This is a genomic window from Massilia antarctica, assembly GCF_015689335.1.
GTDB lineage: Bacteria > Pseudomonadota > Gammaproteobacteria > Burkholderiales > Burkholderiaceae_D > Telluria_A > Telluria_A antarctica.
The window spans coordinates 7123290-7149212 of sequence record NZ_CP065053.1 but is presented as its reverse complement, the minus strand read 5'-3'; the positions used below and the strand labels follow the sequence as shown (position 1 = coordinate 7149212).

At 62.3% G+C, this 25923-nt stretch carries 22 protein-coding genes; 10 read left to right on the top strand and 12 right to left on the bottom strand.

All coding sequences use genetic code 11. The features are described 5' to 3' along the window. Positions 1–50: 50 nt before the first annotated feature. The gene (locus IV454_RS31410; RefSeq protein WP_206089481.1) at positions 51–1439 is read right to left on the bottom strand and encodes an Atrophin-1 multi-domain protein; all 1389 of its coding nucleotides are present in this window, start codon (positions 1437–1439) and stop codon (positions 51–53) included. Between the two features lie 399 nt (positions 1440–1838). On the opposite strand from IV454_RS31410, the gene IV454_RS31405 reads away from it, so the two are divergent. Then, complete coding sequence (locus tag IV454_RS31405; RefSeq protein ID WP_206089480.1) at positions 1839–2336, top strand: nuclear transport factor 2 family protein; 498 nt, start codon at positions 1839–1841, stop codon at positions 2334–2336. 20 nt (positions 2337–2356) lie between these two features. Then, entirely contained in the window at positions 2357–3445 is a 1089-nt protein-coding gene (gene gluQRS / locus IV454_RS31400; RefSeq protein ID WP_206089479.1) for a tRNA glutamyl-Q(34) synthetase GluQRS, read from the top strand. A 41-nt stretch (positions 3446–3486) separates the two neighbouring features. On the opposite strand, the gene IV454_RS31395 is transcribed toward gluQRS, so the two are convergent. After that, positions 3487–4077, bottom strand: a complete 591-nt coding sequence (locus tag IV454_RS31395) for a CHRD domain-containing protein (protein ID WP_206089478.1) — start codon at positions 4075–4077, stop codon at positions 3487–3489. A gap of 225 nt (positions 4078–4302) precedes the next feature. Continuing rightward, the gene (locus tag IV454_RS31390) at positions 4303–4761 is read right to left on the bottom strand and encodes a DUF421 domain-containing protein (RefSeq protein ID WP_206089477.1); all 459 of its coding nucleotides are present in this window, start codon (positions 4759–4761) and stop codon (positions 4303–4305) included. A gap of 195 nt (positions 4762–4956) precedes the next feature. Between IV454_RS31390 and IV454_RS31385 the strand changes: the two genes are divergently transcribed. The 3 genes from IV454_RS31385 to IV454_RS31375 all read left to right on the top strand — a co-directional run bounded on the left by IV454_RS31385 (position 4957) and on the right by IV454_RS31375 (position 8209). Then, positions 4957–5502: a PEP-CTERM sorting domain-containing protein gene (locus IV454_RS31385; RefSeq protein ID WP_229521960.1), complete on the top strand. Its 546-nt coding sequence runs from the start codon at positions 4957–4959 to the stop codon at positions 5500–5502. Positions 5503–5599: 97 nt separating this feature from the next. Then, positions 5600–6583, top strand: a complete 984-nt coding sequence (locus tag IV454_RS31380; protein ID WP_206089476.1) for a ribonuclease Z — start codon at positions 5600–5602, stop codon at positions 6581–6583. 630 nt (positions 6584–7213) lie between these two features. Further along, the gene (locus IV454_RS31375; RefSeq protein WP_206089475.1) at positions 7214–8209 is read left to right on the top strand and encodes a hypothetical protein; all 996 of its coding nucleotides are present in this window, start codon (positions 7214–7216) and stop codon (positions 8207–8209) included. Between the two features lie 247 nt (positions 8210–8456). Here the strand turns inward: IV454_RS31375 and IV454_RS31370 are convergent, their stop codons facing one another. The 8 genes from IV454_RS31370 to IV454_RS31335 form a co-directional block, all read right to left on the bottom strand. Next, on the bottom strand, positions 8457–8840 hold the full coding sequence (locus IV454_RS31370; protein WP_206089474.1) for a BlaI/MecI/CopY family transcriptional regulator: 384 nt from the start codon (positions 8838–8840) through the stop codon (positions 8457–8459). Positions 8841–8900: 60 nt separating this feature from the next. Continuing rightward, on the bottom strand, positions 8901–9581 hold the full coding sequence (locus IV454_RS31365) for a Fe2+-dependent dioxygenase (protein WP_206089473.1): 681 nt from the start codon (positions 9579–9581) through the stop codon (positions 8901–8903). A 94-nt stretch (positions 9582–9675) separates the two neighbouring features. Next, positions 9676–11964: a catecholate siderophore receptor Fiu gene (locus IV454_RS31360; protein WP_206089472.1), complete on the bottom strand. Its 2289-nt coding sequence runs from the start codon at positions 11962–11964 to the stop codon at positions 9676–9678. 205 nt (positions 11965–12169) lie between these two features. Next, complete coding sequence (locus IV454_RS31355; protein WP_206089471.1) at positions 12170–13516, bottom strand: sulfite reductase subunit alpha; 1347 nt, start codon at positions 13514–13516, stop codon at positions 12170–12172. Further along, positions 13513–14523, bottom strand: a complete 1011-nt coding sequence (locus IV454_RS31350; protein WP_229521958.1) for an FAD:protein FMN transferase — start codon at positions 14521–14523, stop codon at positions 13513–13515. The genes IV454_RS31355 and IV454_RS31350 overlap by 4 nt, the downstream gene beginning before the upstream one ends. After that, complete coding sequence (locus tag IV454_RS31345) at positions 14524–15357, bottom strand: DUF4198 domain-containing protein (RefSeq protein WP_229521956.1); 834 nt, start codon at positions 15355–15357, stop codon at positions 14524–14526. An 11-nt stretch (positions 15358–15368) separates the two neighbouring features. Further along, positions 15369–15884: a DUF2271 domain-containing protein gene (locus IV454_RS31340; protein WP_206089470.1), complete on the bottom strand. Its 516-nt coding sequence runs from the start codon at positions 15882–15884 to the stop codon at positions 15369–15371. Between the two features lie 11 nt (positions 15885–15895). Then, on the bottom strand, positions 15896–16534 hold the full coding sequence (locus IV454_RS31335; RefSeq protein WP_206089469.1) for a PepSY-associated TM helix domain-containing protein: 639 nt from the start codon (positions 16532–16534) through the stop codon (positions 15896–15898). Positions 16535–16960: 426 nt separating this feature from the next. Here IV454_RS31335 and IV454_RS31330 point away from each other — a divergent pair, with 426 nt between their 5' ends. From IV454_RS31330 to IV454_RS31310, 5 genes are all read left to right on the top strand, one after another. Beyond that, a complete protein-coding gene (locus IV454_RS31330) occupies positions 16961–19816 on the top strand; it encodes a 2-oxoglutarate dehydrogenase E1 component (protein WP_054264667.1) in 2856 nt (951 codons plus the stop codon). A 58-nt stretch (positions 19817–19874) separates the two neighbouring features. Next, the gene (odhB, locus tag IV454_RS31325; RefSeq protein ID WP_206089468.1) at positions 19875–21146 is read left to right on the top strand and encodes a 2-oxoglutarate dehydrogenase complex dihydrolipoyllysine-residue succinyltransferase; all 1272 of its coding nucleotides are present in this window, start codon (positions 19875–19877) and stop codon (positions 21144–21146) included. An 88-nt stretch (positions 21147–21234) separates the two neighbouring features. Further along, complete coding sequence (lpdA, locus tag IV454_RS31320; RefSeq protein WP_206089467.1) at positions 21235–22668, top strand: dihydrolipoyl dehydrogenase; 1434 nt, start codon at positions 21235–21237, stop codon at positions 22666–22668. A gap of 65 nt (positions 22669–22733) precedes the next feature. Beyond that, positions 22734–23831, top strand: coding sequence for a cell division protein ZapE (zapE, locus tag IV454_RS31315; protein ID WP_206089466.1), 1098 nt, complete (start codon positions 22734–22736; stop codon positions 23829–23831). A gap of 20 nt (positions 23832–23851) precedes the next feature. Further along, positions 23852–24553 carry a hypothetical protein gene (locus IV454_RS31310; RefSeq protein WP_206089465.1) on the top strand — a complete coding sequence of 234 codons (702 nt, stop codon included), beginning with the start codon at positions 23852–23854 and terminating at the stop codon, positions 24551–24553. 432 nt (positions 24554–24985) lie between these two features. On the opposite strand, the gene IV454_RS31305 is transcribed toward IV454_RS31310, so the two are convergent. After that, positions 24986–25792: a PP2C family protein-serine/threonine phosphatase gene (locus tag IV454_RS31305; protein ID WP_206089464.1), complete on the bottom strand. Its 807-nt coding sequence runs from the start codon at positions 25790–25792 to the stop codon at positions 24986–24988. Positions 25793–25923: the final 131 nt, after the last annotated feature.

The window sequence follows — 25923 nt, the reverse complement described above, 5'->3', positions numbered from 1 at the left end:
TTAAAAAAAGCGAGCCGCTGGCTCGCTTTTTTATTGTCCTGCCAGCTTGATTACTCGCCTGCCGACAGTTCGACCAGGCTTGCCTTCAGGCTCGCAGGTCCGCCCACCGGTTTTTTGGCAGTGAAGAAGGCAGTCGCTTTATCGGGCCATACCACCGTCTGGCTCTGGCCATTACCCAGTTGCGCAGTCGTGGTCTGGACCGTGCCCACTTGCATCGTCATGCTCATGGTAGTGCCGCCAGTCGATGCGACCGACAGCTTGTAGCGCTTGGGCGCGGTAGGGAACTTGTTCGCAACGCGGCCCAGGCCCCAGTTCGAGTAGTTAATCTGGGTCATCGGCCGTGTCGTGGTCGTGCCCCACACCACGGACTGGCTGAAGGTATCGTACACACCTTGCGAGCCGACGCCGTCGATCAGGGTCCAGGCGCCACGCAGCGAGAGCAGGTTCACATGCGTTTCCGGCACGCGCGGGTTGCCGTTGCCGTCGATGTGGCCGCTCTGCCCGAGCACCCGGCGCAGCGACTTGCGCACCAGGTTGAGCTGGTCGGCGGGCGAGGCCGCCCACGGCGCGCCAATTTCCACGTAGATCGCGAACGGCGTATTGTCGTTGCGGTCGACGACATAGGCGCCGTATTTCATCAAGGTCCTGGCGACCTTCAGCAGGCGCGCATCGGTGATCTTGCTCAGGTCGAAATTAGGCGGCAGCATGACGCGCGCGCCCTCGGGAATCCGGCCGGTATTGGGCTTGTTCGCGATCGGGGTATCGGCTGCCGTGGCCGGATAGGTATAGCGGTCGGCCCCGGCCAGCAAGCCCGTGAAATCGAGCGACATCGACAGGGCGTGCTCGAACAGGGGTTTGGTATCGATTGCCTCGGCGCTGCGGATCATGCCGCCGGTCGGCGCAGGGCCGGCCGCGCGCGCGCCCTGATAGTAATGGGCCGGGTCGCCCCAGCCGGTGCCATTCAAAGGCGTCCACGACACCCTGGTCGCGGTCCATTTGCCTTCAGTGTTTTTCTTCAGGTTGGAAAACGAATAGATCCGGTTCAGGCTGGCATCGATGATATCGGCATGGCCGTCGCCGCTCGTCGAGGGGACGGTGTTCGCCGGCCAATGGGGAATCGTGTAGGTCGGGGTCGACATTTCGGTGTCGGTATCGACCACGCCGGTCTTGCCGGCGATCGGGTAAATCAGCATCGGCGCGTCGGTGGCTTTCGCCTCGAAGATGCCGGATGAGTAAGCGCCGCCTTGAATCGCCGGATTGAATGTGGTAGCCGGGATTTCCCAGGTGTCGAATACCGGATTGACCGGATAGGAATTCCAGAGCGAATCGGCGGCAAAGGGTTTTTGGTAGGTGCCAAAGGTCACCGTGGGTACGGTCTGCGCGTACGCCTGCGTCACGGACGCCAGCGCCAGTGTTCCAACAGCTACAAGTAATTTCATCTGCAAGTCCTCGGAATGAATACCGCCCTGGGTGCAGGAGGCATGTGGGCGTGTTGATAATGCAAAAAGGAAGATCGTCTGTTTCGGCTGATTTTCATATCAGCTGATTTAACGATACCACATTATTCCGGCGATGAAATCGATTGCGGTGCTCATTTCGGCGATAAAAAATGATTATCGGGGAATTTATCCGCTGTTCATATGCCGGTAATAATAGGATGTTTGTTTTAGCCAGGGTAAAAACATATACGATGATGCCGGTGATGGAATATTAGATTGCCTGCGTTAATAAAAGATAATATCCATGCATGACCGCGCGCAGGGTATTGGCGGTGCCAGCGTCACGCCGGTGCGTGTACAATCGCGTCTCATCCCGCCTATTGCTCCTGGAAAGTCAGAATGAAGAAAACACTGCTGGCCTGCATCCTGTTCATGTTCTGCCTGGGGGCGTTTGCGCAAGCGTCCGACCCCGCCGCACCCTATACCAGGCAGATCAATGCCTTTATCGACGAATGGCACGACGACGCCGCGCATGCCCGTCCAGCCTATTTCGACAAGATGGCGAACAATGGCGTGTATATCGGCACCGACAAGACCGAGCTGTGGAACCGTGACCAGTTCAAGGCCTGGGCCAAACGATTCTTCGACAAGGGCAAGGCGTGGTCTTTCAAAGCCACGAAGCGCAATGTATATATGTCCGAGGACAAGAACTTCATCTGGTTCGACGAGCTGCTCGATACCCAGATGGGCGTGTGCCAGGCCAGCGGCGTGATGCGCAAGACGGACAAGGGATTCGAGATCGAGCATTATCAACTGTCCATCGCCGTTCCCAATCCGGTGGCGGACAAGGTCACTAAAACGATCAAGGAATTCGAAGCGGCTCCATCCGTGAAATAAGGCCCAGCGAAAAGCCACACGTGCAGAACCGAACCCACTATATTGGCCGCTTCGCGCCATCGCCCAGCGGTCCGCTGCACCAGGGATCCTTGGTAGCGGCCATGGCAAGCTACCTGGATGCCAAGGCCCATCGCGGCCACTGGCTGGTGCGGATCGAAGATGTGGACGAAGGCCGCAAGGTGCCGGGCGCCGCCGAGGCCATGCTGGCGCTGCTGCGCACCCTGCGCATGGACTGGGATGGCGACGTGGTCTGGCAGAGCCAGCGCAAACAGCTGTACCAGGGGGCCGCCGACAAACTCGGCGCCCACGTCTATCCCTGCGGCTGCAACCGCCGCGAAATCGCCGATTCCCGCCTCGGCACTGCGCCCGATGGCTCGGCCATTTATCCCGGCACTTGCCGTCACGGCCTGGCGCCAGGCAAGACCATGCGCAGCCTGCGCGTGCGGGTGCCCGACGCGGGCGTCCGCATTGGAAATCCTGCCACCCCGGCCAGTAGTTCCGTCACCACGGCCACTGGTGCAGTCAACTCGGCCGGTAGTGCCGTCACCATGGCCGCTAGTGCAGTCAACTCGGCCGCTGGTTCCGTCACCATGGCCAGTTGTCTCCCGACCACGGCCAGTAGTTCCGTCAACACAGCCAGCAGTCCCGGCGCGACAGGCGATGATGCCGGCCTGATTGCGTTTACCGACCGCGCAGCCGGCCGCGTGGTGCAGCATCTGGCAACCGAGTCGGGCGACTTCGTGCTCAAGCGCGCCGACGGCTTCTGGGCCTACCAGCTTGCCGTCGTCGTCGATGACGCGGAACAGGGCGTCACCGATATCGTGCGCGGCGCCGACCTGATCGATTCGACGCCGCGCCAGATCTATCTGCAGCAACTGCTGGGCGTGCCTACCCCGCGCTATCTGCATGTGCCGGTCGTGCGCAATGCGGAAGGCGAAAAGCTGTCCAAGCAAACGGGCGCGCTGGCGCTAGCCCCCGACAGCGAAGCTCAAGCCCTGAGCGCGCTGCAGACCGCCGCCGCGTTCCTGCAACTGCAGCTCGCGCCGGCAGACTCGGTCAGCGCGTTCTGGCAGGCGGCGATCCCCGCCTGGGCGAACCGCTTCACGTAATCATTTGCCGCAGCCCGCAGGGCATATCGGACGGACCGGGTTCAAGGCCGCTTTTTGCGCGCGATAAACCCCAGTACGCCCAATCCCAGCGCCATCATCGCCCAGGAACCGGGCTCGGGCACCGCGACGATGAAGCCGCGGATTTCGCCGGCCGGAAACGGCACGGAGTGGACGTTGAAATAAGCCTTGTTGGCGGCGAAGCCGCTGATCAGCGCGGCGCGCGCCTGGTCGACCGTGCCACCATTGGCCTGGAGGAAGGCAGGGCTGAACGTGGCGGGATCGACCAGGCTGAGGGTGGTGTTGAACAAGCCTTCCGTGACACCCGTGGGAAAGCCGAGCTGGTTGAGCTCGGACGTCGCAGGGGGCGCGCTGCCGGTCAGCAGATCGGCGGTGCAGCAATGGATGTACGCCGTGGTGCTGGGACCGAGCAGGTTGTAGAACGGAACGTTCATCGACAGGGTCATGCCAACGTCGTCGATGATGAAGGTGGCGATGCTGAGGGCGGGCGAGGCATTCGGCGCCGCCTCGCCCGGGCCGCTCATGGTGGCGCGGTAGGTGGTGGTTGCGGCGAACGCCGGCGCAGCAAGTAGCATGGCAAACACGATTGCCAGCGATGAGAGGATACGGTTCATGCATGTTCTCCTGAGGTGATGACGCGAATGGCGAATCAAGCGGTTCCAGCGAGTATGGAACCGGCATTGACAACGTGGACACGCGACGGGAGAGCATCAGCTGGGTGGGCTTGGGGAAGCCGCAGCGGGCGCCATCGACGCGGTACAGAGGTTGGACCTCGCCGCATCGATAAATACGCCCGCGATGTTCACTATTTTTTTACATCGGTCGGGGCGGCAACAATTTTATTTCTTCTGGATAGTGATTTGCCCATCGGCTTCAAGAAATGCGCAGCGCATGTCTTTGATGTCGCAATCGGAGCTGCGCAGGGCCTGGTCGACTTCTTCACGTGAAATGCGGCAGCGCTTCATCACCTTATCGTACAGTTCGCCGTCGCGCCCCAGCAGGACGGCACTGCCGTCGAGAATGTCGGACATGGTCTGGCTACGCGATGACAGGAACGACATCGTCATATTCAGCCCCACCAGCACCGCCGCCACGATGAAGCCGCCAATGAGCGATTGATCGCCTCCGGTCAGGGAATTGGACACGGCCTCGCTCAGCAGCATCACCACCAGCAGGTCGAAGGGCGTGAACTGGCCCACCGTGCGGCGGCCGGACACGCGCACCATGACCATCAGGATCAGATACACGGCCGCGCCACGCATAACGAATTCCCACCAGGGGTGGCTCATCTCGAACATCGGTATTTCCTTTCAGGTTTCAGCGTCATGCGCTGTGGATTTTTATCCTATTGTAAAGAGGTGCATGGGAACATGGATTTCAGCATCGTGCGCGCTTTGCCCACGCGGCGACAACAAAGTTGTACATACAACCCGCTTTTTATGTTAATTTCCTGCTGCAGGAAAATTATGAAAATAACTATAAAGGAGACAGGAATGAAGTTGTTGTCAGTATTGTTGGGACTCGTTTTGATTACCGATGCGCGCGCCGATGCATCCTTGCTGGGAGATACGGTCGATGCCGGCATGTACCGCACCGTCGACACCGGCAAAGGCGTCGGCCGCATCATGGGATTCGGCCTGGACGGCCCCTTCGTGGTCGAGAACGGCCTAGCCGACCAGAAAAATTACAGCGTCGCCTACACGCTCGATGTCGATGCCGACCGTTTCGCCATCGATTACCGCAATCCTTTCGCTTGGGGCAACGGGATTGTGTTTCGCCTGACCGATCTCGATTTCAGTAACGGCGCATCGCTGCAATCGCTGAAGGTCGACACGAATATGGTCGGCTACGGCTTGACGGTGGGCGCCGATTACGTCGAAATCAACCTGAGCGGCGTGCACGGAACGCGCGATGCCTACTTCAATGGCCAGTTCATCACCACGGCCGTGCCGGAACCGACCTCGTTCGCGATGCTCTCGCTGGGACTGGCGGTGGTGGGCTTCGGCGCCCGGCGCGCCCGCAAGGCCCGCCAGGGCTGAGACGAGCGGCGCCGCTGCAGGCGCTGACGCTGTGGCCGCTCGCGCAAGGCGTCCGGCCTGCGCTGGCGCCGGCTTTAGCGCTGGCGCATAATGCGGCATGTTCAAACTGACCTTTCTCGGCACGTCCTCGGGCGTGCCAACCAAAAACCGCAACGTCACCGCGCTGGCGCTGCAGACCTCCCTGAACCGCGACTGGTGGCTGATTGACTGCGGCGAGGGCACCCAGCATCGCCTGCAGCACATCGCCCTGACGGTGCATGATCTGGCTGGTATTTGCATCACCCACATTCACGGCGACCACAGTTACGGCTTGCCCGGCTTTCTGGCCAGCGCGGCCATGGGCGGACGCAAGCGCCCGCTGATCCTGATCGCGCCACTGGGCGTCAAAGCCTGGCTGGACGCCACCATGCTGCATACCGAACTGTTCCTGCCGTTTGCTCTGATCCATGTGGATGTCGCCGGCGAGCAGCAGGTCCATCAGGAGCCGGGCCTGACGATCGAGCGCCATAACTTGTCGCACCGGGCGCCGAGCGTCGGTTTTCGCTTCGCGGTGGAAACCACCAAATGGAAGCTCGACAGCGCGGCCTTGTGCGCGCGCGGCGTGCCATCCGGTCCGCTGTGGGGCAAATTGCAGGCCGGTCACGACGTGACCTTGGACGACGGTACGACCTTGGCGGCCGCCGATTTTCGCGTGGCCGATGTGCAGCGCGCGGTGGCGGTGATCGGCGGCGACAACGATACCCCGGCGCTGCTCGGCCAGGCTTGCGCCGATGCGCAGGTGCTGGTGCACGAGGCGACTTATACCGAGGCGATCCTGCAAAAGGTAGGCCCCGGGCCGACCCACAGTTCCGTGCAGCGCGTGGCGCAGTTCGCCACCGAATGCGGCTTGCCGAATTTGATCCTGACCCATTTCAGCCCGCGTTACGACAATCCGGAAGGCATGGCGGAACTGGAAGCGGAGGCGCGCCAGCATTACGCGGGCAAGCTGTTCCTGGCGCAGGATTTTGCCAGCTATGAACTGGATGCGGCAGGGGGCGTGCTGGAGCTGTCGGTGCTGGGCTCCTGTGGCGCTACACGATAAAATCGGAAGGGAATTGGTATTGACGACAGTCTGCTGGGCGCATTTGGCTACGCAAATCGTGGCTTTCAGTCGTCCGCTATTTTTTTTCGGTTTGGAACCAGCCAGATGGGGCACTTCTTCGACATTTGACATCTCAATTTCAAACTTGTGGACAATCTTGGAAACGTAGTTTCTTTAAAAATACCGGTCAAAGGTCATGTCCAATTGGTCACCGGGACTTCGTGCCGGCCATGCCCGAGGCTCAGTACTTGCGAGACATATACGCAACCCGCCAGAGTAGTTGATTTGTACTTGAAAAACTACTACATCGAAGTAGTCAGCGAATGGATCGGCAGGTCAAAACCATACTACGGTAAGTCGGTGTATTTATACCAGGGTCTGCCTTCCTTTCGGTCGTCCCATTATGCTCGCTTGCAGCATGCACCGACGTAAATTGTGCTAGAAGGAAATATAGCATGCATTATTCCTGTAATATGTACGTATTTAGGAAACTAGGCATCCATAATGAGACGGTCATTGTTGCGCAACAGACGGAATCCGCCACCCTCGACACCCCCAGCCTCTCCGGTCCCCCCACCGCCGACACCCCCACCTCTACCGCCTTTGCCTCCGGCCAGCCAGATCGCATATGTGCCATCACGGCTTGACGTTAATTTAGCTCGTCTTGCCAATGTCGCGACAGCAAGCACGCTGCTATTGGCCGTGTTTGGTTACTTTTATACAGTGCTCCCGGTTTTTCAAAACCAGAAGCTTCAGGAAGACAACGCGCGGCTCGAATTGGAAAGTGCGCGAGAGCGAAAGCTATTGTCCGAACTTCGCGACCGTCAAGTTGCTGTACAGAAGAAAATTGCTGAGCTGGATGCGGCGCTGATACATGCCAGAGGTAGGGCCTTGGTGAGTGACGAGCGCGCGAGCCTCTCTGAAGAACGGGAGCGAGCCGCGAGATATACGGCTCTGTTAGCGGGGAATCGGGAGCGTGATGCATTGGGTTCGGCGAGAAACGCCGCAAATGACTTAGCGAGCGAGCTCAGACATTTGGACACTGCGCGGCGCACGATTTTGGTAAGTGAATTTGATCTCGCCGTAGCATTTCGTCGGGTTCGTCAGCATTACGAATTTACGGAAAATTTATATAGGTCAACCCCCGAAAAGAACGAAGAAAATTTTGTCAAGGCGGCTACGCTTTTCCTTTCTCCAACTAAAATACTAGCAGAGGCGATCGAGGATATGTCACATAGACCAAGACGGGTTCCGGACGCGTATTTGGCTGAGTTGAAGGGTGCGGTCGCCGGTGAGAAATCGATAACTTGCGTTGTTCCAAACGCTCCTGAGCTACAGATTTTATATTTGCAGAAAGCTGGCCAGATAGGTGCTTTAAGTGCAATAGACGCGAACAATGAGATCGAAAAGCAACGTCTAAGTGCAGATAAATCTAATAAGCGTCTAATTGTCACCAAGAAAGACATCGATTCTCTTACGGCAAGCATTGAAACGGGGCGCCAATTTTCCTTAAGACAAGAATTTCGAGATAAGTTTTTGGATGCTGATCGGCAATGTGGATTGCTGCTGGATCATGCGGTAAAGCGAATTGCAGACCAACTTGGGCCGAAGGAAACGGCACCTTAGGTGTCAGGTCTCGTCTAGTGATATAAAATTCGCTTGCCGCCCGTGCGGAAGCCCTGCAATGGTCGAAATCGGTTATCACTCGATACTACCCGCGCCAAAATGTCTCGACATCATCTCTCTATCGTTCTGTGGGGCAAGGAAGCCGCTCAGCTGAGCGATCAAACGAACTACTTCGTTGACGCGGGCGGTTGCGGAAGTATAATTTCCTGTGGGGAAATAAAACGGTGCAGATTTCATGCCGGCGGCGTCACTTTTTCTCCTGATCCAAAATCGCCTGGATCTCCGCCCGTTCGCGCGCGCTCACATGCCCGCGCAACGCCGCCAGCACCAGTTCCTTGCCCGAGCCCGAAAACGCCTTGTGAATCAATTCCTTGATCAGGCTGGTCTGCAGCGAATCCTGCGGCTGGGCCGGCGCGTACACATGCGCGCGGGCGCTTTCATCGCGCGTGAGCAAGCCTTTGGTGTGCATCAGCTGGAGCAGGCGCAGCACGGTTGCGTACGCCATGTCGGGACGGCTGGTGATGGCTGCCTGGTGCACCTGTTTGGCGCTGGCCGGACCGAGTTGCCACAGCAGGCGCAGCATCTCCAGTTCCGATGCGGTGGGCTTGGGCGGGGCGGACGGCTCGGACATGGGGGGCGGATACTGGTGGGAATGCATCTAGAATAAATTATCTAGATGTGAAAGTCCAGTTCAGATCTCCGACCACATCCGCAGCAGGTTGTGATAATGCCCGGTCAGGCCGACCGTTTCCTCGGTATCGCCAAGGAGGGCGCGCAAACGCTGGATAGTCTGGTCGAGTTCGAGCAGCATGGCGCGGCGGCCATCGTCGCGCACCATGCTTTGCACCCAGAAAAAGGAACAAACCCGGCTGCCGCGCGTGACCGGCTCGACCTTGTGCACGCTGGACGAGGGGTAGACAATCATGTCGCCAGCCGGCAGCTTGACTTCATGCACGCCGTAAGTATCGTTGACGACCAGTTCGCCGCCATCGTAGTCGTCCGGCTCGCACAGGAACAGGGTGCACGACAGGTCGGTGCGCAGCGGCAAGGCACTGCCGGCCACGTTGCGCACGGCGCCGTCCACGTGAGCGCCGTAGTGTTCGCCGCCGGTGTAGCGGTTGAACAGCGGCGGCACCGTGCGCAGGGGCAGGGCGGCGGCGAAATAGAGGGGATTGGCGGCCAGGGCGGCCAGGATGATGCGGCCCAGTTCAGCGGCCACGGGACCGTTGTCGGGCAGTTGCTGGTTGTGCTTGACCTGCGCGCCTTGCGCGCCGACCGTGGCGCGGCCGTCGGTCCAGTCGGCGCTGTCGAGCGCGTGGCGCATGGCGGCGACCTGGTCGCGACTGAGCACGTGGGGAATATGGAGCATCATGGCAATAAAATGGTGACGAAGGAAGTGGAAAGCCAAACGCCGTCATGCCTGCCAGGGGCGGACATGACGGTGTCTGGCGATGCCGGTAAGGCGTTTAGAAGCGGAAGTTGGCCATCAGGCTGGCCGAGCGTGGCGCGCCCGGCGTGTAGCGGTAACCGCTCTTGTTAATCTGCGCAATGTACTCCTTGTCCGCCAGGTTGTACACGTTCAGCTGCACGTCCAGGTTCTTGCTCACGGTGTACGACGCCATCGCATCGACCACCCAGTAGGCATCGGCAAACGCCGGCGTGCCCACCGCGCCATCGGCGCCGCGCAGCAGCTTGCCGACATAGCGCGCGCCGCCGCCCACTTTCAGGCCCATCGGCAGGGTGTACGAAGTCCACGAGGTGAACGCATCTTTCGGCGTGTAGTTCAGGTTATTGATCCCGCTGGCGGTCACCACCTTGCCATTGCTCACTTCCGTATCCATGCGGGCATAGCCGGCGCTCACCAGCCAGTTGCGCGCCACTTCCCCCGTCACACCAAGCTCGATGCCTTTGACCTGCTTGCGGCCGGTCTGGTAGTACACCAGGTCCACCGGATCCTGCTCCAGCTCGTTCTTGACCGTGGTGCGGTACACCGCCGCCGTGAGCGACAGCTTTTGCTTGAGGAAATCCCACTTGGTGCCGATTTCGGTGGTGGTCGATTGCTGCGGGGTGTATTTCGGATTCGATGCGCTGTTGGCCGAGGTCGACAAGGCCAGGTTGGTTCCCGGCGGCTGCTTCGATGTCGCCAGCAGGGCGTAGACGCTGCTGTCGGCGGTCGGCTTGTACAGCGCCGATATCTTGCCATTGCCTACCGTGTCGCTCAGCTTGAGCGTGGTCGGCACCAGCGTGCCCACCGGCAGCGCCGGATTGGCGGCGGCCGTCGACAGGGCCGTCGCGTTGTAGTTCACGTTGAAGTGGTCCATGCGGGCGCCAAGGTTGAAGATCCACTTCTCGCCCAGCTTGATGGTGTCGAACAGGTACAGGCTCTGGGTATCGACCTTGGAATTGGTACTCACGCCGTTGCGCACCAGGTTCAGGCCGGTGATCGGCGAGGATGGATTCGGCGCGTACAGCGAATCGACCGCCATCGTGCCGGCGCCAAGGTAGCCATAGGTGCTCTGCTCTTCGCTGGTCAGTTCCAGTCCGCCCACGAAGGTGTGCTTCATGCCGCCCAGGTCCATGCCCACCGTCGCCACGCTCTGGTTGGTGAGGATCGCGTTGCTCTGGTCCTTGACCGTGCGGTTGCCGCGCGTGATGGTCCAGCTGGCCGGGTCGTTGGGGGTCGGCGTTTTCAGGTTGGCGCTATTGCCCATGAACGCGGTCAGCAGGTAATCCTGCGACGTCTTGCCGTAGCGCGTGGTGTTTTGCAGCTTCACGTTCGGTGCAAAGTCATGTTCGACCTTGACCGTGAACATGTCGGCCTTGACGTTGTCGTAATCGGTCACGGAACCGTAGAAGTTGCGCGGATCGACGCGCGGCGCGCTGGTCAGGAAGGCGCGCGCGTCCGGGCTGGTGTAGCCCGGCAAGCCAACGGTCGGTACGCCGCCGTTGGGCACGTTGTCCTGGTTGACGTGCAGGTAGTTCAGGTAGATGCGGGTCGGGCCGTTCAGGCCGAAGGCGAGCGAGGGTGCCAGCGCCCAGCGTTTGTCCTTGACGACATCGCGTCCGGGAACGCCGCTATCCTGGGCCAGCGCGTTCAGGCGCAGGGCGATGCCTTTTTCGGCGCTCAGCACCTGGGCGTAATCGACCGTGGCGCGCTTTTGCTTGCCGCTGCCGGCAATCACCGAGCCGGTCGTGCCGGACTCCATCACGGCTTGCTTGGTCACCATGTTGACCGAACCGGTCGGCGAGGAGTGCCCGGTGTCGGTGCCGGCCGGGCCCTTGAGCACGTCGAGCTGCTCGACGTTGAAGACATCGCGCGAAATCGAGCCGATGTCGCGCACGCCATCGACAAAAATGCTGGTCGACGAATCGAAGCCGCGCATGTAGATGCTGTCGCCGGTGGTCGTGCTGCCGTTTTCGCCGAGGAAAAAGGTGCCCACGCCGGGGGTATTGCGCAGCGCTTCGGTCAGGGTGACCGCGCCTTGCTGCTGGATCAGTTCTTTCTTGATGACGGTGATCGTTTGCGCGGTGTTGATCAGCAGTTCGGTGTACTTCGGCGACGCGGCGCGTTCGGCCTTGAAGTCGTTGACGGTTTCTTCGCCGGTTTTGCTCACGACCTGGACTTCCGGCATGGTGCGGGCCTGGGGTGCGTCGGCGGCCTGGGCGGCCACCGGCACCAGCAGCGCGGCAAGCGCGACGCTCATGTGTTGATTAAAACGGGATTGCGCGTGCTTGCGGCTTTTGATCGGTGCCATCTGCTTCTCTTCTTTGACGGTGGGTGGGCGCTGGCGGACCTGGAAACGCGCGCCGGCGTGGCATAAATTGCCAACAACTTAGTCATTGTAGGAGAAACGTAAAAGCATGTAAATGATAATCGTTATCAATACTATTTCCATTCGCATCTGTTAAAATCGCCGGTCCATGCGTTACGCATATTTTCCGGCGTGAAAAATGGCCTCGTCAGTACACGTCGCGCCGGTAGCGGCCAGTCTCGTCCAGCAGCGCCAGGGCATCGCTTCCGAGCACCCTGGCCAGGGTGTCGTGCACGGCGCCGGCCATGCCTTGCAGGCTGCCGCAGACATAGATCGCCGCGCCCGCGTCGACCCAGGCGCGCAGCTGCGCGGCCTGCGCATCGAGCGCGTGCTGGACGTAGCGCGCGCTGCCGCCATCGCGCGAAAAGGCGAGGCTGAGCGTGTCGAGCATGCCGGCCTGGCGCCACGCCGCGATGTCGCCCGCGCAGAAGTGGTCATGCGCTTCGTTGCGCTCGCCGAAGACCAGCCAGTTGCGCGCCTCGCCAACGTCGGCGCGGCTTTTCAAGTGCGCGCGCAAGCCCGCGATGCCGGTACCGTTGCCGATCAAGATCAGCGGCCGCCCGGCGTTTTCGCCGATCCGAAAGCGCCTGTGCTGGCGCACCCGCAGCAGCACTTCATCGCCTTCGCCCGCCTCGCGGCACAGCCAGCCGGACGCCATGCCGACGGTGCCGTCGTCGCGCACGTGCAATCGCACCAGCAGCGACAGGCAGCCTTCGCCCATGGTCGAGGCGATCGAATACTCGCGCGGATAATCCGGCTCGCCCGGCGCGCTCACCTGCACCAGGTCGCCCGCTTCCCAAGCCGGCAGCGCGCCGGCTGCTGGCACCAGGTCGATGCGGTACACGGGCGCGCCCGCGCTGCCCGGGTTGATCAGGCGGCGCGTGGCGATGCGCCAGTGGCCGTATGCTGGCGCGCTCCAGTCGGGCGCGTCGCTGGTGCCGGCCAGGTGGCTCAGGTGATGCTGCCAGGCGTCGATGGCGGTGGCGCGCCCGCGGTCCACTTCCACCCGCTCGAACAGCGCCTGTGCTCCGCGCGCCTTCAAGGCGGCATCGAGGCGGCGCCCGAAGCCGCAGTAATTGGCGTAGCTGCTGTCGCCCAAGGCCAGCACCGCGTAATGCAGCTGGCCGAGCGCAAGATCGGGCTGGTCGAGCAGGCGCGCCAGGCGCGCCGCGCTGTCGGGCGCGTCGCCCTCGCCGTAGGTGCTGGCGATGAACAGGATGCGCGCGGCGCCGCGCAGGGTGGCGTCATCGAGGTGCTCGACGCTGAGCGCGCGCGCCGACAGGCCGCCCGTGCGCAGGGTTGCCACGGTGTGTTCGGCCAGCGCTTCGCCGGTGCCGGTCTGGCTGGCGTAGGCCACCAGCCAGTCGGCATGGTCAGCGCCGCCATCCTGGCGCAAGCCTCGGCGCGTGCGCAGCAGCGCCAGGCACATGCCCGCGTAGGCCGCCACGGCGGCAGCGGCGCCGCCCCAGCGGACCGGATCGACACTGATCGTCATTGCAGCAGTTCCTGGTAAGCGCTGGAGACCACTTCGCGCAGGCCGCCGCCGTGCCGCAGCAGGAAGCGCGCGGCCAGATGGTGGCGTTCGGCGAAGGCCAGACCGTCGACGGGACCGAGCACCGACAGCGCGGTCGAGAGCGCGTCGGCCGCCATGCATTCGGCATGCAGCACGGTGACCGAGGCGACGTCGTTGCGGATCGGCGCCCCGGTGCGCGGGTCGAGCGTGTGCGAGGCGCGCCGGCCGCCATGCTCGAAGTAGCGCCGGTAGTCGCCCGAGGTGGCAATTGCCAGCCCGTGCAGCGCCACCCTGGTCTGGGCTGCCCCATCGACCGCATCAGGCACGCCTTCGAGCGCGACCCACCACGGCTGGCCGTCGGCCTTGGTGCCGGCGCCGCGCAGTTCGCCGCCGATCTCGATCAGATAGTGATGCAGGCCTTGCGCTTCCAGGCAGCGCGCCAGCAGGTCGACCGCGTAGCCCTTGGCCACCGACGACAGGTCGAGCTGCACGCCGCCCGGTTGTAGCGCGCGCCGGCTGCCTGGGTCCAGGCGCAGGCGCTGGCGGTCAGCGCGCGCCACGATGGCCGCGCTGGCGGCCGGCAAGGGCGCGTAAAATTTGGCTTCGTTGTAGCGCTGGCGCGCGCCGAAACCCCAGGCGTTGACCAGCGCGCCGGCGCAAGGATCGTAGGCGCCGCCGCTGGCCTCGGCCACGTCCAGCGCGTAGCTGAGCACCGTGAAAAATTCATCGGGCAGGCGATGCCAGTTGCCCGCCGGCGCACTGTTGAAGCGGCTCAGGTTCGAGTCGCGTTCCCAGTGGCTCATTTGCGCCACCACCAGGTCGAGCTGGCGCTGCAAGTCCTCCAGCAAGGCCGGGCCGGCGTCGCCCGGCGCCATCACGCGCGCCGACCAGCTGGTGCCCATGGTGCCGCCACCCAGCTTGTGCAAGGTGCTTGCGCGCGGCGGCAGGGCCGGCGCGATGGCGAGGGGGACGAGAACGCGGTGTTCCATTTACTCTGGCAGCACTTCGAGCGTGGCGGCGTAGCTGTAGCGGCGCGTGACGGCCGCTGCGTCGGCCGGGGCCGGGCCTTTCGCCTGGGCCGCCGGAAAGCCGGCGTTGAGCCAGTACATGCCGGCGGCCGGCAAGGTCACCGCCGCCTCGCCCTTGGCATCGGTTTCCAGTCGCACTTCTCCGAGCACGCCGCGATAGCGCACGCCGCCCGGAATCAGGCTGAAAGCGAATTTGGGCAGCGGCTTGCCATCGAGCTGGAAGCGCCACCTGGCTGTTTCGCCCGCGCGCAGGTCGGTCGGATTGGTCAGCGGGATCATCTCCAGTCCCACGCCGCTCGGCTTGAAGGCACCGTCGCTGGTCTTGTTCGCGCTCACGAACGTCTCCAGGCGCTGGTGGGCGTAGGTGGTTTTCAGTTCCGCCGCGTCGGCCGGCACTTCCTTGGCGTAGGCTTCCTCGCTGCCGCGGAAACGCTTGGTTTCGCCAGTCTTGTCCTTGTAGCTGGCCATCACGTTGCGGCTGACGATGCTGATCTTGTAAGTGCCGTTCTTGGTCATCCTCAAATCGAACGTGCTGCGCTGCTTGCCCATGTAGCCGGCCGGCGCAGGCGTAGCAACGCCATCCGGATCGGTGACGGTGGCGCCATCGAGCTTGAGGGCGACGTGGTCGACGTCGAACAAGCCTTCCGAAATGGCGCCATCGATGGTCACCCATGGCTCCTTCGATTCAACCATCGTCGACTGCGGGTACAGCCAGCCACGGTGCGCGGCGGCGCTCAGGGAGACGGCCGCCAAGGCCAGCGCGAGCAGGGTTTTCTTCATGGTGGTGTTGTTCATGGCTGGTTCAATCAAGGGGTGATCTGGAGGGAAACCGCGCCAAGTTCTTCCTTGCCGCGCGCACTGGCCGTTTGCGTGCCCTTGAGCGGCAAGGTGAAGGGCACGCGTACCAGTTCGCGTCCGCCCGATTCGCGCGCCGCTTCGATCACCAGCTTGTAGTCGCCGGCCGGCAGCTTGTCGATGCCGGTGCGGGCCGGGCCGAAGCTCATGGCCTGCTCGCCGGCGGCGCGGGTGGCGCCGCTTACGCCATCCAATGGCAGTTCCACGTCGCGCCCGGCCTTGCGCCACCAGGTGCGCAAGTCCTTGACCCACTTGGTGCCGCCGTTATCCTTTTTCTTGACGTCGTACAGCACCGACAGGTTGGCGGCCACGCTCTGGTCGGCGCGCTCCAGCCACATCGCCACATAAGGACGGTGGTATTCAGCCACGTTCAGTTGCGGGATCTCGAACTTGACGGCCAGGTCGGCGCCGACGGCCCAGCTGCTCAGCATGGGGAGGGTTAGGGCAAGCGTGTGCTGTAGTTTCATAGGTAGTGGACTTAGTGGGTAAACAAGAGGGCGAGCAGGAGCGGCAGCAGGATGCCGGCACCGATCACCGGCCAGGTGGACGGGCGGTTGGCCGCGTGCAGCTTCATGATCAGGAAACCGGTGAGCGAAAACACCACGCAGGCGATGGCAAAAATATCGATGAACCAGCCCCACACGGGGCCCGCGTTGCGGCCCTTGTGCAGGTCGTTGAGCCAGGAAACCATGCCGCGCCCGGTCTTCTCGAATTCGGCGGCGCCGTCGACGCCGATGCGCAGCCAGGCGTCGCCGCCGGGGCGGGGCAGGGCGACGTAAGCGTCTTCCTCGGTCCATTCGGCGTCAATGGTCGCGACGTCCAGGCCGAACTCGCGGTCGGCCCAGCTGGCCACGCGCGGCGGCAGCGGCGCGCGGGCGTCGGCGTGCTTGGTGGCGAACTGTTCCAGGTCGCGCCGCAGCGGCGCCGGCAGGCTGGCCTTGCGCTTGGTGACCGTCGGCTTGGCTTCGATCTGGGTCGCGTGGTTGAGCGTGATGCCGGTGATGCTGAATAAAAGCATGCCCATCAGGCACAACGCCGAGCTGATCCAGTGCCAGCGGTGCAAATTCTTGAGCCAGGCGGCGCGGCTGGCGCTGGGGAGCGTGGCATGGGAGGACATCGGGTGCTTCCGTGAACGAACTAAACGCAAATGATAACTATTATCATTTACGCGGTCAATGGACTGGGCCGGGATTTACAATACGCAACAATCGCTTGTTTTAGCCCAGAACGGCCAAATCTACGCCTTGAGATGGCGCAAGAAACTCTCCTGTTAATGAAGCATAAACCTGTGCCGTGTCAATTTTTTCACGGCTGAGTCGTGGTTTTGGCATCACCCAATACTAAAAGATGATTGGCAACTTTTTTCGTAAGATGGAATGTTACGCTACAATACGCGTGCTATTCTTCCGACGTCGTAAGAATGCTGCGAGCTTTACAAGTCCTTCCCCACAACTTGATGTGCAATCCGCTAACCGGTCAGGCCGTGTCGCGGAAGGTTAGATTAACCCGCCAAACTCGCGAAGCGCGAAGAAAGGTGAGCAAGATGATGCAAGAACAAACCGCGAACTCCTATTTGTTCGGTGGTAACGCGCCGTACGTTGAAGAGCTGTATGAGGCCTACCTCGACAATCCAGGCTCGGTGCCAGACAATTGGCGCGCCTATTTCGACTCCATGCAGAACGTGCCTGCGGTCGACGGCTCCAACAAACCCGACGTAGCCCACGCTTCCGTCATCGCCTCGTTCGCCGAGCGCGCCAAGGCCGGTCCGATCCGTGTCGTGACCGCCTCGCACGATCCTGAAATGGGCCGCAAGCGCGTCGCCGTCACCCAGCTGATCGCCGCGTACCGCTATCTGGGCTCGCAGTGGGCCAACCTGGACCCGCTGCAGCGCCAGGAACGTCCGATGATCCCGGAACTCGATCCCTCGTTCTACGGCTTCACCGATGCCGACATGGACATCGTGTTCAACATCAGCAATACCTACTTCGGCCCTGAAACCGCATCCCTGCGCGATCTGCTGAACCTGCTGCGCGATACCTACTGCCGTTCGATCGGCGCCGAATTCATGTACATCGGCGATCCGGCGGAAAAGCGCTGGCTGCAGGAAAAGCTCGAAGCGATCCGCTCGACCCCGAATTTCACGGCCGAGAAAAAAGCCCACATCCTCGAACGCCTCACGGCCGCCGAAGGCCTGGAGCGCTACCTCCACACCAAGTACGTCGGCGCCAAGCGCTTCTCGCTGGAAGGCTCCGAGTCCTTCATCGCCTCGATCGACGAAACCATCCAGCGCGCCGGTGAAAAAGGCGTGCAGGAGATCGTTATCGGCATGGCCCACCGCGGCCGCCTGAACGTGCTGGTCAACACCCTGGGCAAATCGCCGCAGGAACTGTTCGAAGAATTCGAAGGCAAGCACGGCGACGACCTGCCATCGGGCGACGTCAAGTACCACCAGGGCTTTTCGAGCGATATCTCGACCGCCGGCGGACCGGTGCACCTGTCGCTGGCCTTCAACCCATCCCACCTCGAAATCGTCAACCCGGTCGTCGAAGGCTCGGTCAAGGCGCGCATGGAGCGTCGCGGCGACAAGGATGGCGCGCAAGTGCTGCCGATCCTGGTGCACGGCGATGCTGCTTTCGCCGGCCAGGGCGTGGTCATGGAAACCCTGAACCTCGCGCAAACCCGCGGCTACGGCACCGGCGGCACGATGCACATCGTGATCAACAACCAGATCGGCTTCACGACGTCCGACCCGCGCGACGCGCGTTCGACCCTGTACTGCTCGGACGTCGTCAAGATGATCGAAGCACCGGTGCTGCACGTGAACGGCGACGATCCTGAAGCGGTCGTGCTGGCGACGCAAATCGCGCTCGACTACCGCGTCCAGTTCAAGAAAGACGTCGTGGTCGACATCATCTGCTACCGCAAGCTTGGCCACAACGAGCAGGATACGCCGGCGCTGACCCAGCCGCTGATGTACAAGAAGATCGGCCAGCATCCGGGCACCCGCAAGCTGTACGCGGACAAACTGATCGCCCAGGGCTCCCTGGCGGCCGACGGCGGCGACAAGATGGTCTCGGCCTACCGCGACGCCATGGACGCCGGCAAGCACACGATCGATCCGGTCATCTCGAACTTCAAGAACAAGTACGCGGTCGACTGGCTGCCGTTCCTGAATCGCAAATGGACCGACAGTGCCGACACCGCCGTGCCGATGACGGAACTGAAACGCCTGGCCACCCGCATCACCACCCTGCCGGAAAACTTCAAGGTCCACTCCTTGGTCGAAAAAGTGCTGGCCGATCGCGCCACCATGGGCCGCGGTGAATTGAACCTGGACTGGGGCATGGGCGAGCATCTCGCTTACGCCTCGCTGGTCTCGTCCGGCTACGCCATCCGCTTGTCGGGCCAGGATGCCGGCCGCGGTACCTTTACCCACCGCCACGCCGTGCTGCACGACCAGAACCGCGAACGCTGGGATGCGGGCACCTATGTCCCGCTGTGCAATGTGTCGGAAAGCCAGGCCCCGTTCGTCGTCATCGACTCGGTGCTGTCGGAAGAAGCGGTACTGGCGTTCGAATACGGTTATTCGACCGCCGAACCGAACACCCTGACCATCTGGGAAGCCCAGTTCGGCGACTTCGCCAACGGCGCCCAGGTCGTGATCGACCAGTTCATCGCCTCCGGCGAAGTCAAATGGGGCCGCGCCTCGGGTCTCGTCATGATGCTGCCGCACGGTTACGAAGGCCAGGGTCCGGAGCACTCGTCGGCGCGTCCTGAACGCTTCCTGCAGCTGTGCGCGGACAACAACATGCAAGTGGTGCAGCCAACCACCGGCGCCCAGATCTTCCACCTGCTGCGCCGCCAGATGGTGCGCCAGTTCCGCAAACCGCTGGTCATCCTGACGCCGAAGTCGCTGCTGCGTAACAAGGATGCCAGCTCGCCGCTGACCGACCTGGCCAAGGGCGCCTTCCACACCGTCATCGGTGAAGTCGACGAGAAAATCGACGCCAAGAAGGTCAAGCGCGTGATCGCCTGCTCGGGCAAGGTTTACTACGACCTGGTGAACGCCCGCAAAACACGCGGCCAGCTTGATACCGCCATCATCCGTGTCGAACAGCTGTATCCGTTCCCGCATAAGTCGTTCGCGGCTGAACTGAAAAAGTTCCCGAACGCGACCGAAGTGGTGTGGACCCAGGATGAGCCGCAGAATCAGGGACCATGGTTCCAGATCCAGCACAATATCTTTGAAAGCCTCGAATCGGGCCAGCGCCTGGCGTATGCGGGCCGTCCGGCTTCGGCCTCGCCCGCGGTCGGTTACGCCGACAAGCACAACGCGCAGCAGAAGGAATTGCTGGAAACGGCGTTCGCGAAGCTCAAGGGTTTCATCCTGACCAAATAATGACGGTGCGCCCCGGCTGCAAGCGGGGCGCCGCAAAAAACAATACACGGAGTTTTACATGGCACAAATTGAAGTCAAAGTCCCAGTTCTGTCGGAATCGGTAGCCGAAGCAACCTTGCTGTCGTGGCACAAGAAAGTCGGCGAGCCAGTCGCGCGCGACGAAAACATGATCGATATCGAGACCGACAAGGTCGTGCTCGAACTGCCTGCGCCGAACGCCGGCATCATCACCCAGATTCTCAAGGCGGACGGCGCCACCGTCGTCGCCGGCGAAGTCATCGCCATCATCGATACCGAAGCGTCGGCCCAGGTAAGCCCGCTGCAAGTATCGTCCGCGCCGGTGCAGACCGCGCCAGCTGCCGCCGATCCGGTGGCCGCCGCCATCAGCGCCATCGCCTCGAAAGCCAATGTCGCCATGCCTGCCGCCGCCAAGCTGCTGGCCGATAACAAGCTGACCACCTCCGACGTGGCCGGCAGCGGCCGCGATGGCCGTGTCACCAAGGGCGATGTCCTTGGAGCGGTTGCCGGCGGCGTCAAGCCTGCCGCACCAGCTCCGTTGGCCGCGCCTGCCGCGCCGGCCAAAGCACCGCTGCAGCAAGTGGCCGCGCCAAGCGTCGCCAACCTGGGCGGCCGTCCGGAAGAGCGCGTGCCGATGAGCCGTCTGCGCGCCCGTATCGCCGAGCGCCTGGTGCAGTCGCAGTCGACCAACGCCATCCTGACCACGTTCAATGAAGTGAACATGCAGCCGGTGATCGACCTGCGCAACAAGTACAAGGACAAGTTCGAGAAAGAGCATGGCGTCAAGCTGGGCTTCATGTCCTTCTTCGTCAAGGCCGCTGTCGCCGCGCTGAAAAAGTACCCGATCATCAACGCCTCGGTCGACGGTAACGATATCGTTTACCACGGCTACTTCGACATCGGCATCGCGGTCGGTTCGCCGCGCGGCCTGGTGGTGCCTATCCTGCGCAACGCCGACCAGATGACGATCGCCGAAATCGAGAAGAAGATCGGTGAATTCGGCCAGAAAGCCAAGGAAGGCAAGCTGACCCTGGAAGACCTGACCGGCGGTACGTTCTCGATCTCGAACGGCGGCACCTTCGGCTCGATGCTGTCGACCCCGATCATCAACCCGCCGCAATCGGCCATCCTGGGCGTGCACGCGACCAAGGACCGCGCCGTCGTCGAAAACGGACTCGTTGTGGTGCGTCCGATGAACTACCTGGCGATGTCTTACGATCACCGCATCATCGATGGCCGCGAAGCCGTCCTGGGCCTGGTCACGATGAAGGAAACCTTGGAAGATCCTGCGCGCCTGCTGCTGGACCTGTAAGCACGCAGCGCGCGCCGCCGCACGCTCCCCAAGGTGCGGCGGCCGGTGTGGATATTCGTACCAGTAGAATAAAACAAGGGAATCAATAATGAGTGATGCAAAACAATTCGACGTGGTCGTCATCGGCGCTGGCCCTGGCGGCTACATCGCCGCCATCCGCGCGGCGCAACTGGGCTTCAAGGTTGCCTGTATCGATGAATGGGCCAACGCCAAGGGCGGTCCCGCTCCCGGCGGCACCTGCACCAACGTCGGCTGCATTCCATCGAAAGCACTGCTGCAGTCGTCCGAGCACTACGAGCACGCCGGCCATGCGTTCGCCGAGCACGGCATCGACGTCGCCGGCCTGTCGCTGAACTTGCCGCAGATGTTGAAGCGCAAGGAAACCGTCGTCAAACAAAACAACGACGGCATCCTGTTCCTGTTCAAGAAAAACAAGATCACCTTCTTCCACGGCCGCGGTGCGTTTTCCGGCGCCGCCGAAGGTGCTTACCAGGTCAGTGTGACCGGCGCCAATGCCGACACGCTCGCCGCCAAGCACGTCATCATCGCCACCGGTTCCAATGCGCGTGAACTGCCGGGCGCACCGTTCGACGAAAAACTGATCCTGTCGAACACCGGCGCCCTGGCGATTGGTGCCGTGCCGGCCACCCTGGGCGTGATCGGCGCCGGTGTGATCGGCCTGGAAATGGGCAGCGTATGGCGCCGCCTGGGCTCCAAGGTCACGGTGCTGGAAGGCTTGCCGACATTCCTGGGTGCGGTCGACGAGCAGATCGCCAAGGAAGCGCACAAGCTGTTCACCAAGCAGGGCCTGGAGATCAACCTGGGCGTGAAGATCAGCAAAGTCACCGCGGGCGCGAACAACGTCACCGTCGATTACGCCAACGCCGCCGGCGAAGCGCAGAGCGCCGTGTTCGACAAGCTGATCATCTCGATTGGCCGCGTGCCGAACACCATCGGCCTGGGTGGCGAGACGGTCGGCCTGAAGCTCGACGAGCGCGGCTTCATCGCCGTCGACGACGACTGCAAGACCAACCTGCCGAACGTGTGGGCGGTCGGTGACGTGGTGCGCGGCCCGATGCTGGCGCACAAGGCCGAGGAAGAAGGCGTTGCCGTGGCCGAGCGTATCGCCGGCCAGCATGGCCACACCAACTTCAACACGATTCCGTGGGTGATCTACACCTCGCCGGAAATCGCGTGGGTCGGCCAGAACGAGCAGCAGTTGAAAGCGGCCGGCGTGGCCTACAAGGCGGGCACCTTCCCGTTCATGGCCAATGGCCGTGCGCGTGCGCTGGGCGACACGTCCGGCATGGTCAAGTTCCTGGCCGATGCGACTACCGATGAAATCCTGGGTGTGCACATCGTCGGCCCGATGGCGTCCGAACTGATTTCGGAAGCGGTCGTCGCGATGGAATTCCGCGCCTCGTCGGAAGACATCGCGCGTATCTGCCACGCCCACCCATCGCTGTCCGAAGCGACCAAGGAAGCCGCGCTCGCCGTCGACAAGCGCTCGCTGAACTTCTAAATCCGTACCCCGCCGGGCGCGCCTTTGTCGATTGGCCCGCCCGGCTCTCTGCATTGCCTCCCCTGATGAATGTCCAAGAGTTCTACCAGCACGCCTTATCCCAACGCGGCTTTACCTCGGACGCGCAACAGCAGCGCGCGGTCGACCGTCTGCAGCGCGCCTATGAGGAGTGGGTCGAATTCCGCTCGCAGCGTTCGTCCACCTTCAAGCGCCTGATCAACCGCCCGGACGTGCCGCGCGGGGTTTACCTGTGGGGCGGGGTAGGGCGCGGCAAGTCATTTTTGATGGACAGTTTTTACTCGGTGGTGCCGGTGGTGCGCAAGACGCGCCTGCACTTCCACGAATTCATGCGCGGCGTGCACCGCGAGCTCGATGAGCTCAAGGGCGTGGCCGATCCGCTCGACGATGTGGCGCGCCGCATCGCCAAAAAGTACCGCCTGATCTGCTTCGACGAATTCCACGTCTCGGATATCGCCGACGCCATGATTTTGTATAATTTGCTCACCGCCCTGTTCAACAACGGCGTGTCGTTCATCATGACGTCGAACTACGATCCCGACCTGCTGTACCCGGACGGCCTGCACCGCGACCGCATGCTGCCGACCATCGCCCTGCTCAAGGACAAGCTCGATGTGCTCAATGTCGATGCCGGCATCGATTACCGCAAGCGTGCGCTGGAACAGGTGGAGAGCTACTACACGCCGCTCAATGCGGCCTCCGACCAGGCGCTGCGCACGGCTTATGCACGCATCGCCGAGACGGCCGACGAAGACCCGCGCATCCGCATCGAGGAGCGCGAAATCCGCGCGCTGCGCCATGCGGGCGGTATCATCTGGTTCGATTTCGCCACCTTGTGCGGAGGTCCGAGGTCGCAGAACGATTATCTGGAGATCGCCAGCCGCTTTCACACCGTGGTGCTGTCGGGGATTCCGGCCATGTCGGCCGCGCAGTCGTCCGAAGCGCGCCGGTTTACGTGGCTGATTGATGTCTTTTACGACCACAAGGTTAAACTGCTGATGTCGGCCGCCGTGCCGCCGGAAGAGCTGTACACGCAAGGGACGCTGTCGAACGAATTTCACCGCACCGTCTCGCGTATTATTGAAATGCAGTCGCGCGAGTATATGGATGCGGAGCGCCGCGGCGCCGCCGACTCCCTCGCGTGACAGCCCACAGGACAAAGACCATGAAGAAGCTCGCTTTACCCCTGATCCGCGCCGGCGCGCTGGCGCTGCTGGCGGCCGGCCTGGGCGCCTGTTCCAACAGCTTGCTGCCGACTTCCGTGGTGCCGGCGGTGCCGGCCACGGTGTCGGTGGAGCAGGCCGAACTCAAACTGGAGCAGGTGCGCAGCCAGCGCGCGGCCGCCGAAGCGCGCTACGCCAACAGCGAGGTGACCTGCTATGAGCGTTTCTTCGTCAACGACTGCCTGGACGAAGCGCGCGAATACCGGCGCGTGACCCTGTCCTACCTGAACGCGGTCGAGGACGAGGCCAAGCATTTCAAGCGCAAGGCCTCGGCCGATGCGCGCGACGTGGCGGTGGCCGAATCGGTTCGCGCGGCGGAAGCGGAAGAAGCGCGCCTGGCGGCCAATCCGACGCCGCTGCCGGTGGCGGCGCCGCCCAAGGTGAAGGCGCCGTCGAAGAAGCCGACCCTGGAAGCGCGCCAGGCGGCGCAGGCGGCCAAGCTGGCGCGCATCGCACAGGAAGAAAAGGAGGCCGTGCCGGAACGCGCGGCCAATGCGCAGGCGTTCGCGCAGAAGCGCATCGATTCGGAGAAGCGCCAGCGCAAGGTCGAAGAGAAGAAAGCGGCCAGCGCGAAGAAGGCGGAGAAGGCGGCGAAAGATGCCGAGGATGCGGCCAAGCCGAAGGAAGTCAAGATCTCGAAATAGTTCGTCGGCGTAGCCGCCACGACTACGTCGTTCTCGCGCAGGTTCCAGTTTCTATGAAACTCCTCAAATCTCTTGGAACTGTGCAAAGTGCGAGGGCGCTTCCAAATGGCGCTAACCTAAGCTCCGTCATTCCTGCCATTGGCAGAAATGACTTCCCGCGCAGGCGGGAATCCATAGCACATTCGTATATCGACGGTGCTATGGGGGAAACGCATGCGTTTCCGCCTGCGCGGGAGCGACGGTTTCGAGGTTTGTAGTCGCAAAGCTGCTCAAATTAGCGGCAAAGACTAGTTCCTGGAGAGGCGGGAACGCATGCGTTCCCCCAATTTTATTGGGCAGCCGCGGAGCTGCGAACTTGGGTTCCCGCCTTCGCGGGAACGACGGGCTAGCGGGAACGACGGGCTAGCGGGAACGACGAGCTAGCGCAACGCTTTATACCGCCCGGCGCATCCGTTCAACCGTGTAATTCGGCACTTCCTTGGGCGGCTTGACCAGTTTCACGATCGCCATGGTGCAATTGCCGCCCTTGCCCTGGGCCCGTTCCACCGCCTTGTTGATCAGCAGTTCGGACGCCTGGCGCGGCGTGTTCTTGTTCGTCACGGCGCCCAGCTCGTTGTCCGTGAAGAAGTGCCACAGCCCGTCCGAGGCCAGCAAAAAGGTGTCGCCCGCCGCCAGGTGTTCGTGGTGGCCGACTGCCACGAATGGCTCCTTGCGGCTGTTGCCCAGCACATTGACCAGCAGCTTGGAATGGCGGTGATTCTTGGCCGCTTCCAGCGGCAGCTTGTCGGTGCCGACCAGATGCTCGATGTAGGACAGGTCGCTGGTGCGCACCGCGCACTCGGCCCGGGTGAAGCGGTACAGGCGCGAATCGCCCACGTGCGCCCACACCGCCGTGCCCTTGGGCGTGATCACCAGTCCGACGAAGGTGGAATGCGACTCGGTCTTGCTGGTCAGCGCATTGAGCTTGAGCACCGTATGGGTTTCGAGCACGATGTCGCGCAACAGCCCTTGCAGGCGCTCGATGCTGGGATCGTCGCCCGGCTTGAAATTGTCGAACTGCTGCTTGGCCGTCAGCAGCACCTGGTCGGACGCGGTGGCGCCGCCGGTCACGCCGTCGGCCAGCACCGCCATCATGAAGCCCGGCGCGCGTGCCCCCGTGAACAAGGCGGTGCGGTCGGTCTGTTCTGGCCGGTTACCGATATGCTGCGCGGTCCCGGCCTCGATCTTGTATACATTCATATGCTTGGGGTAAAAGTCCTGGCTGCGTTACCATACGACTCTCTCGGCTGTCGTATGCGATAGTGTTGGCTGCAACGGCGCCGTAGATTAAACTATGCACTGAGTCGCCTCCTTGTTGCAAGCGGAGGTAA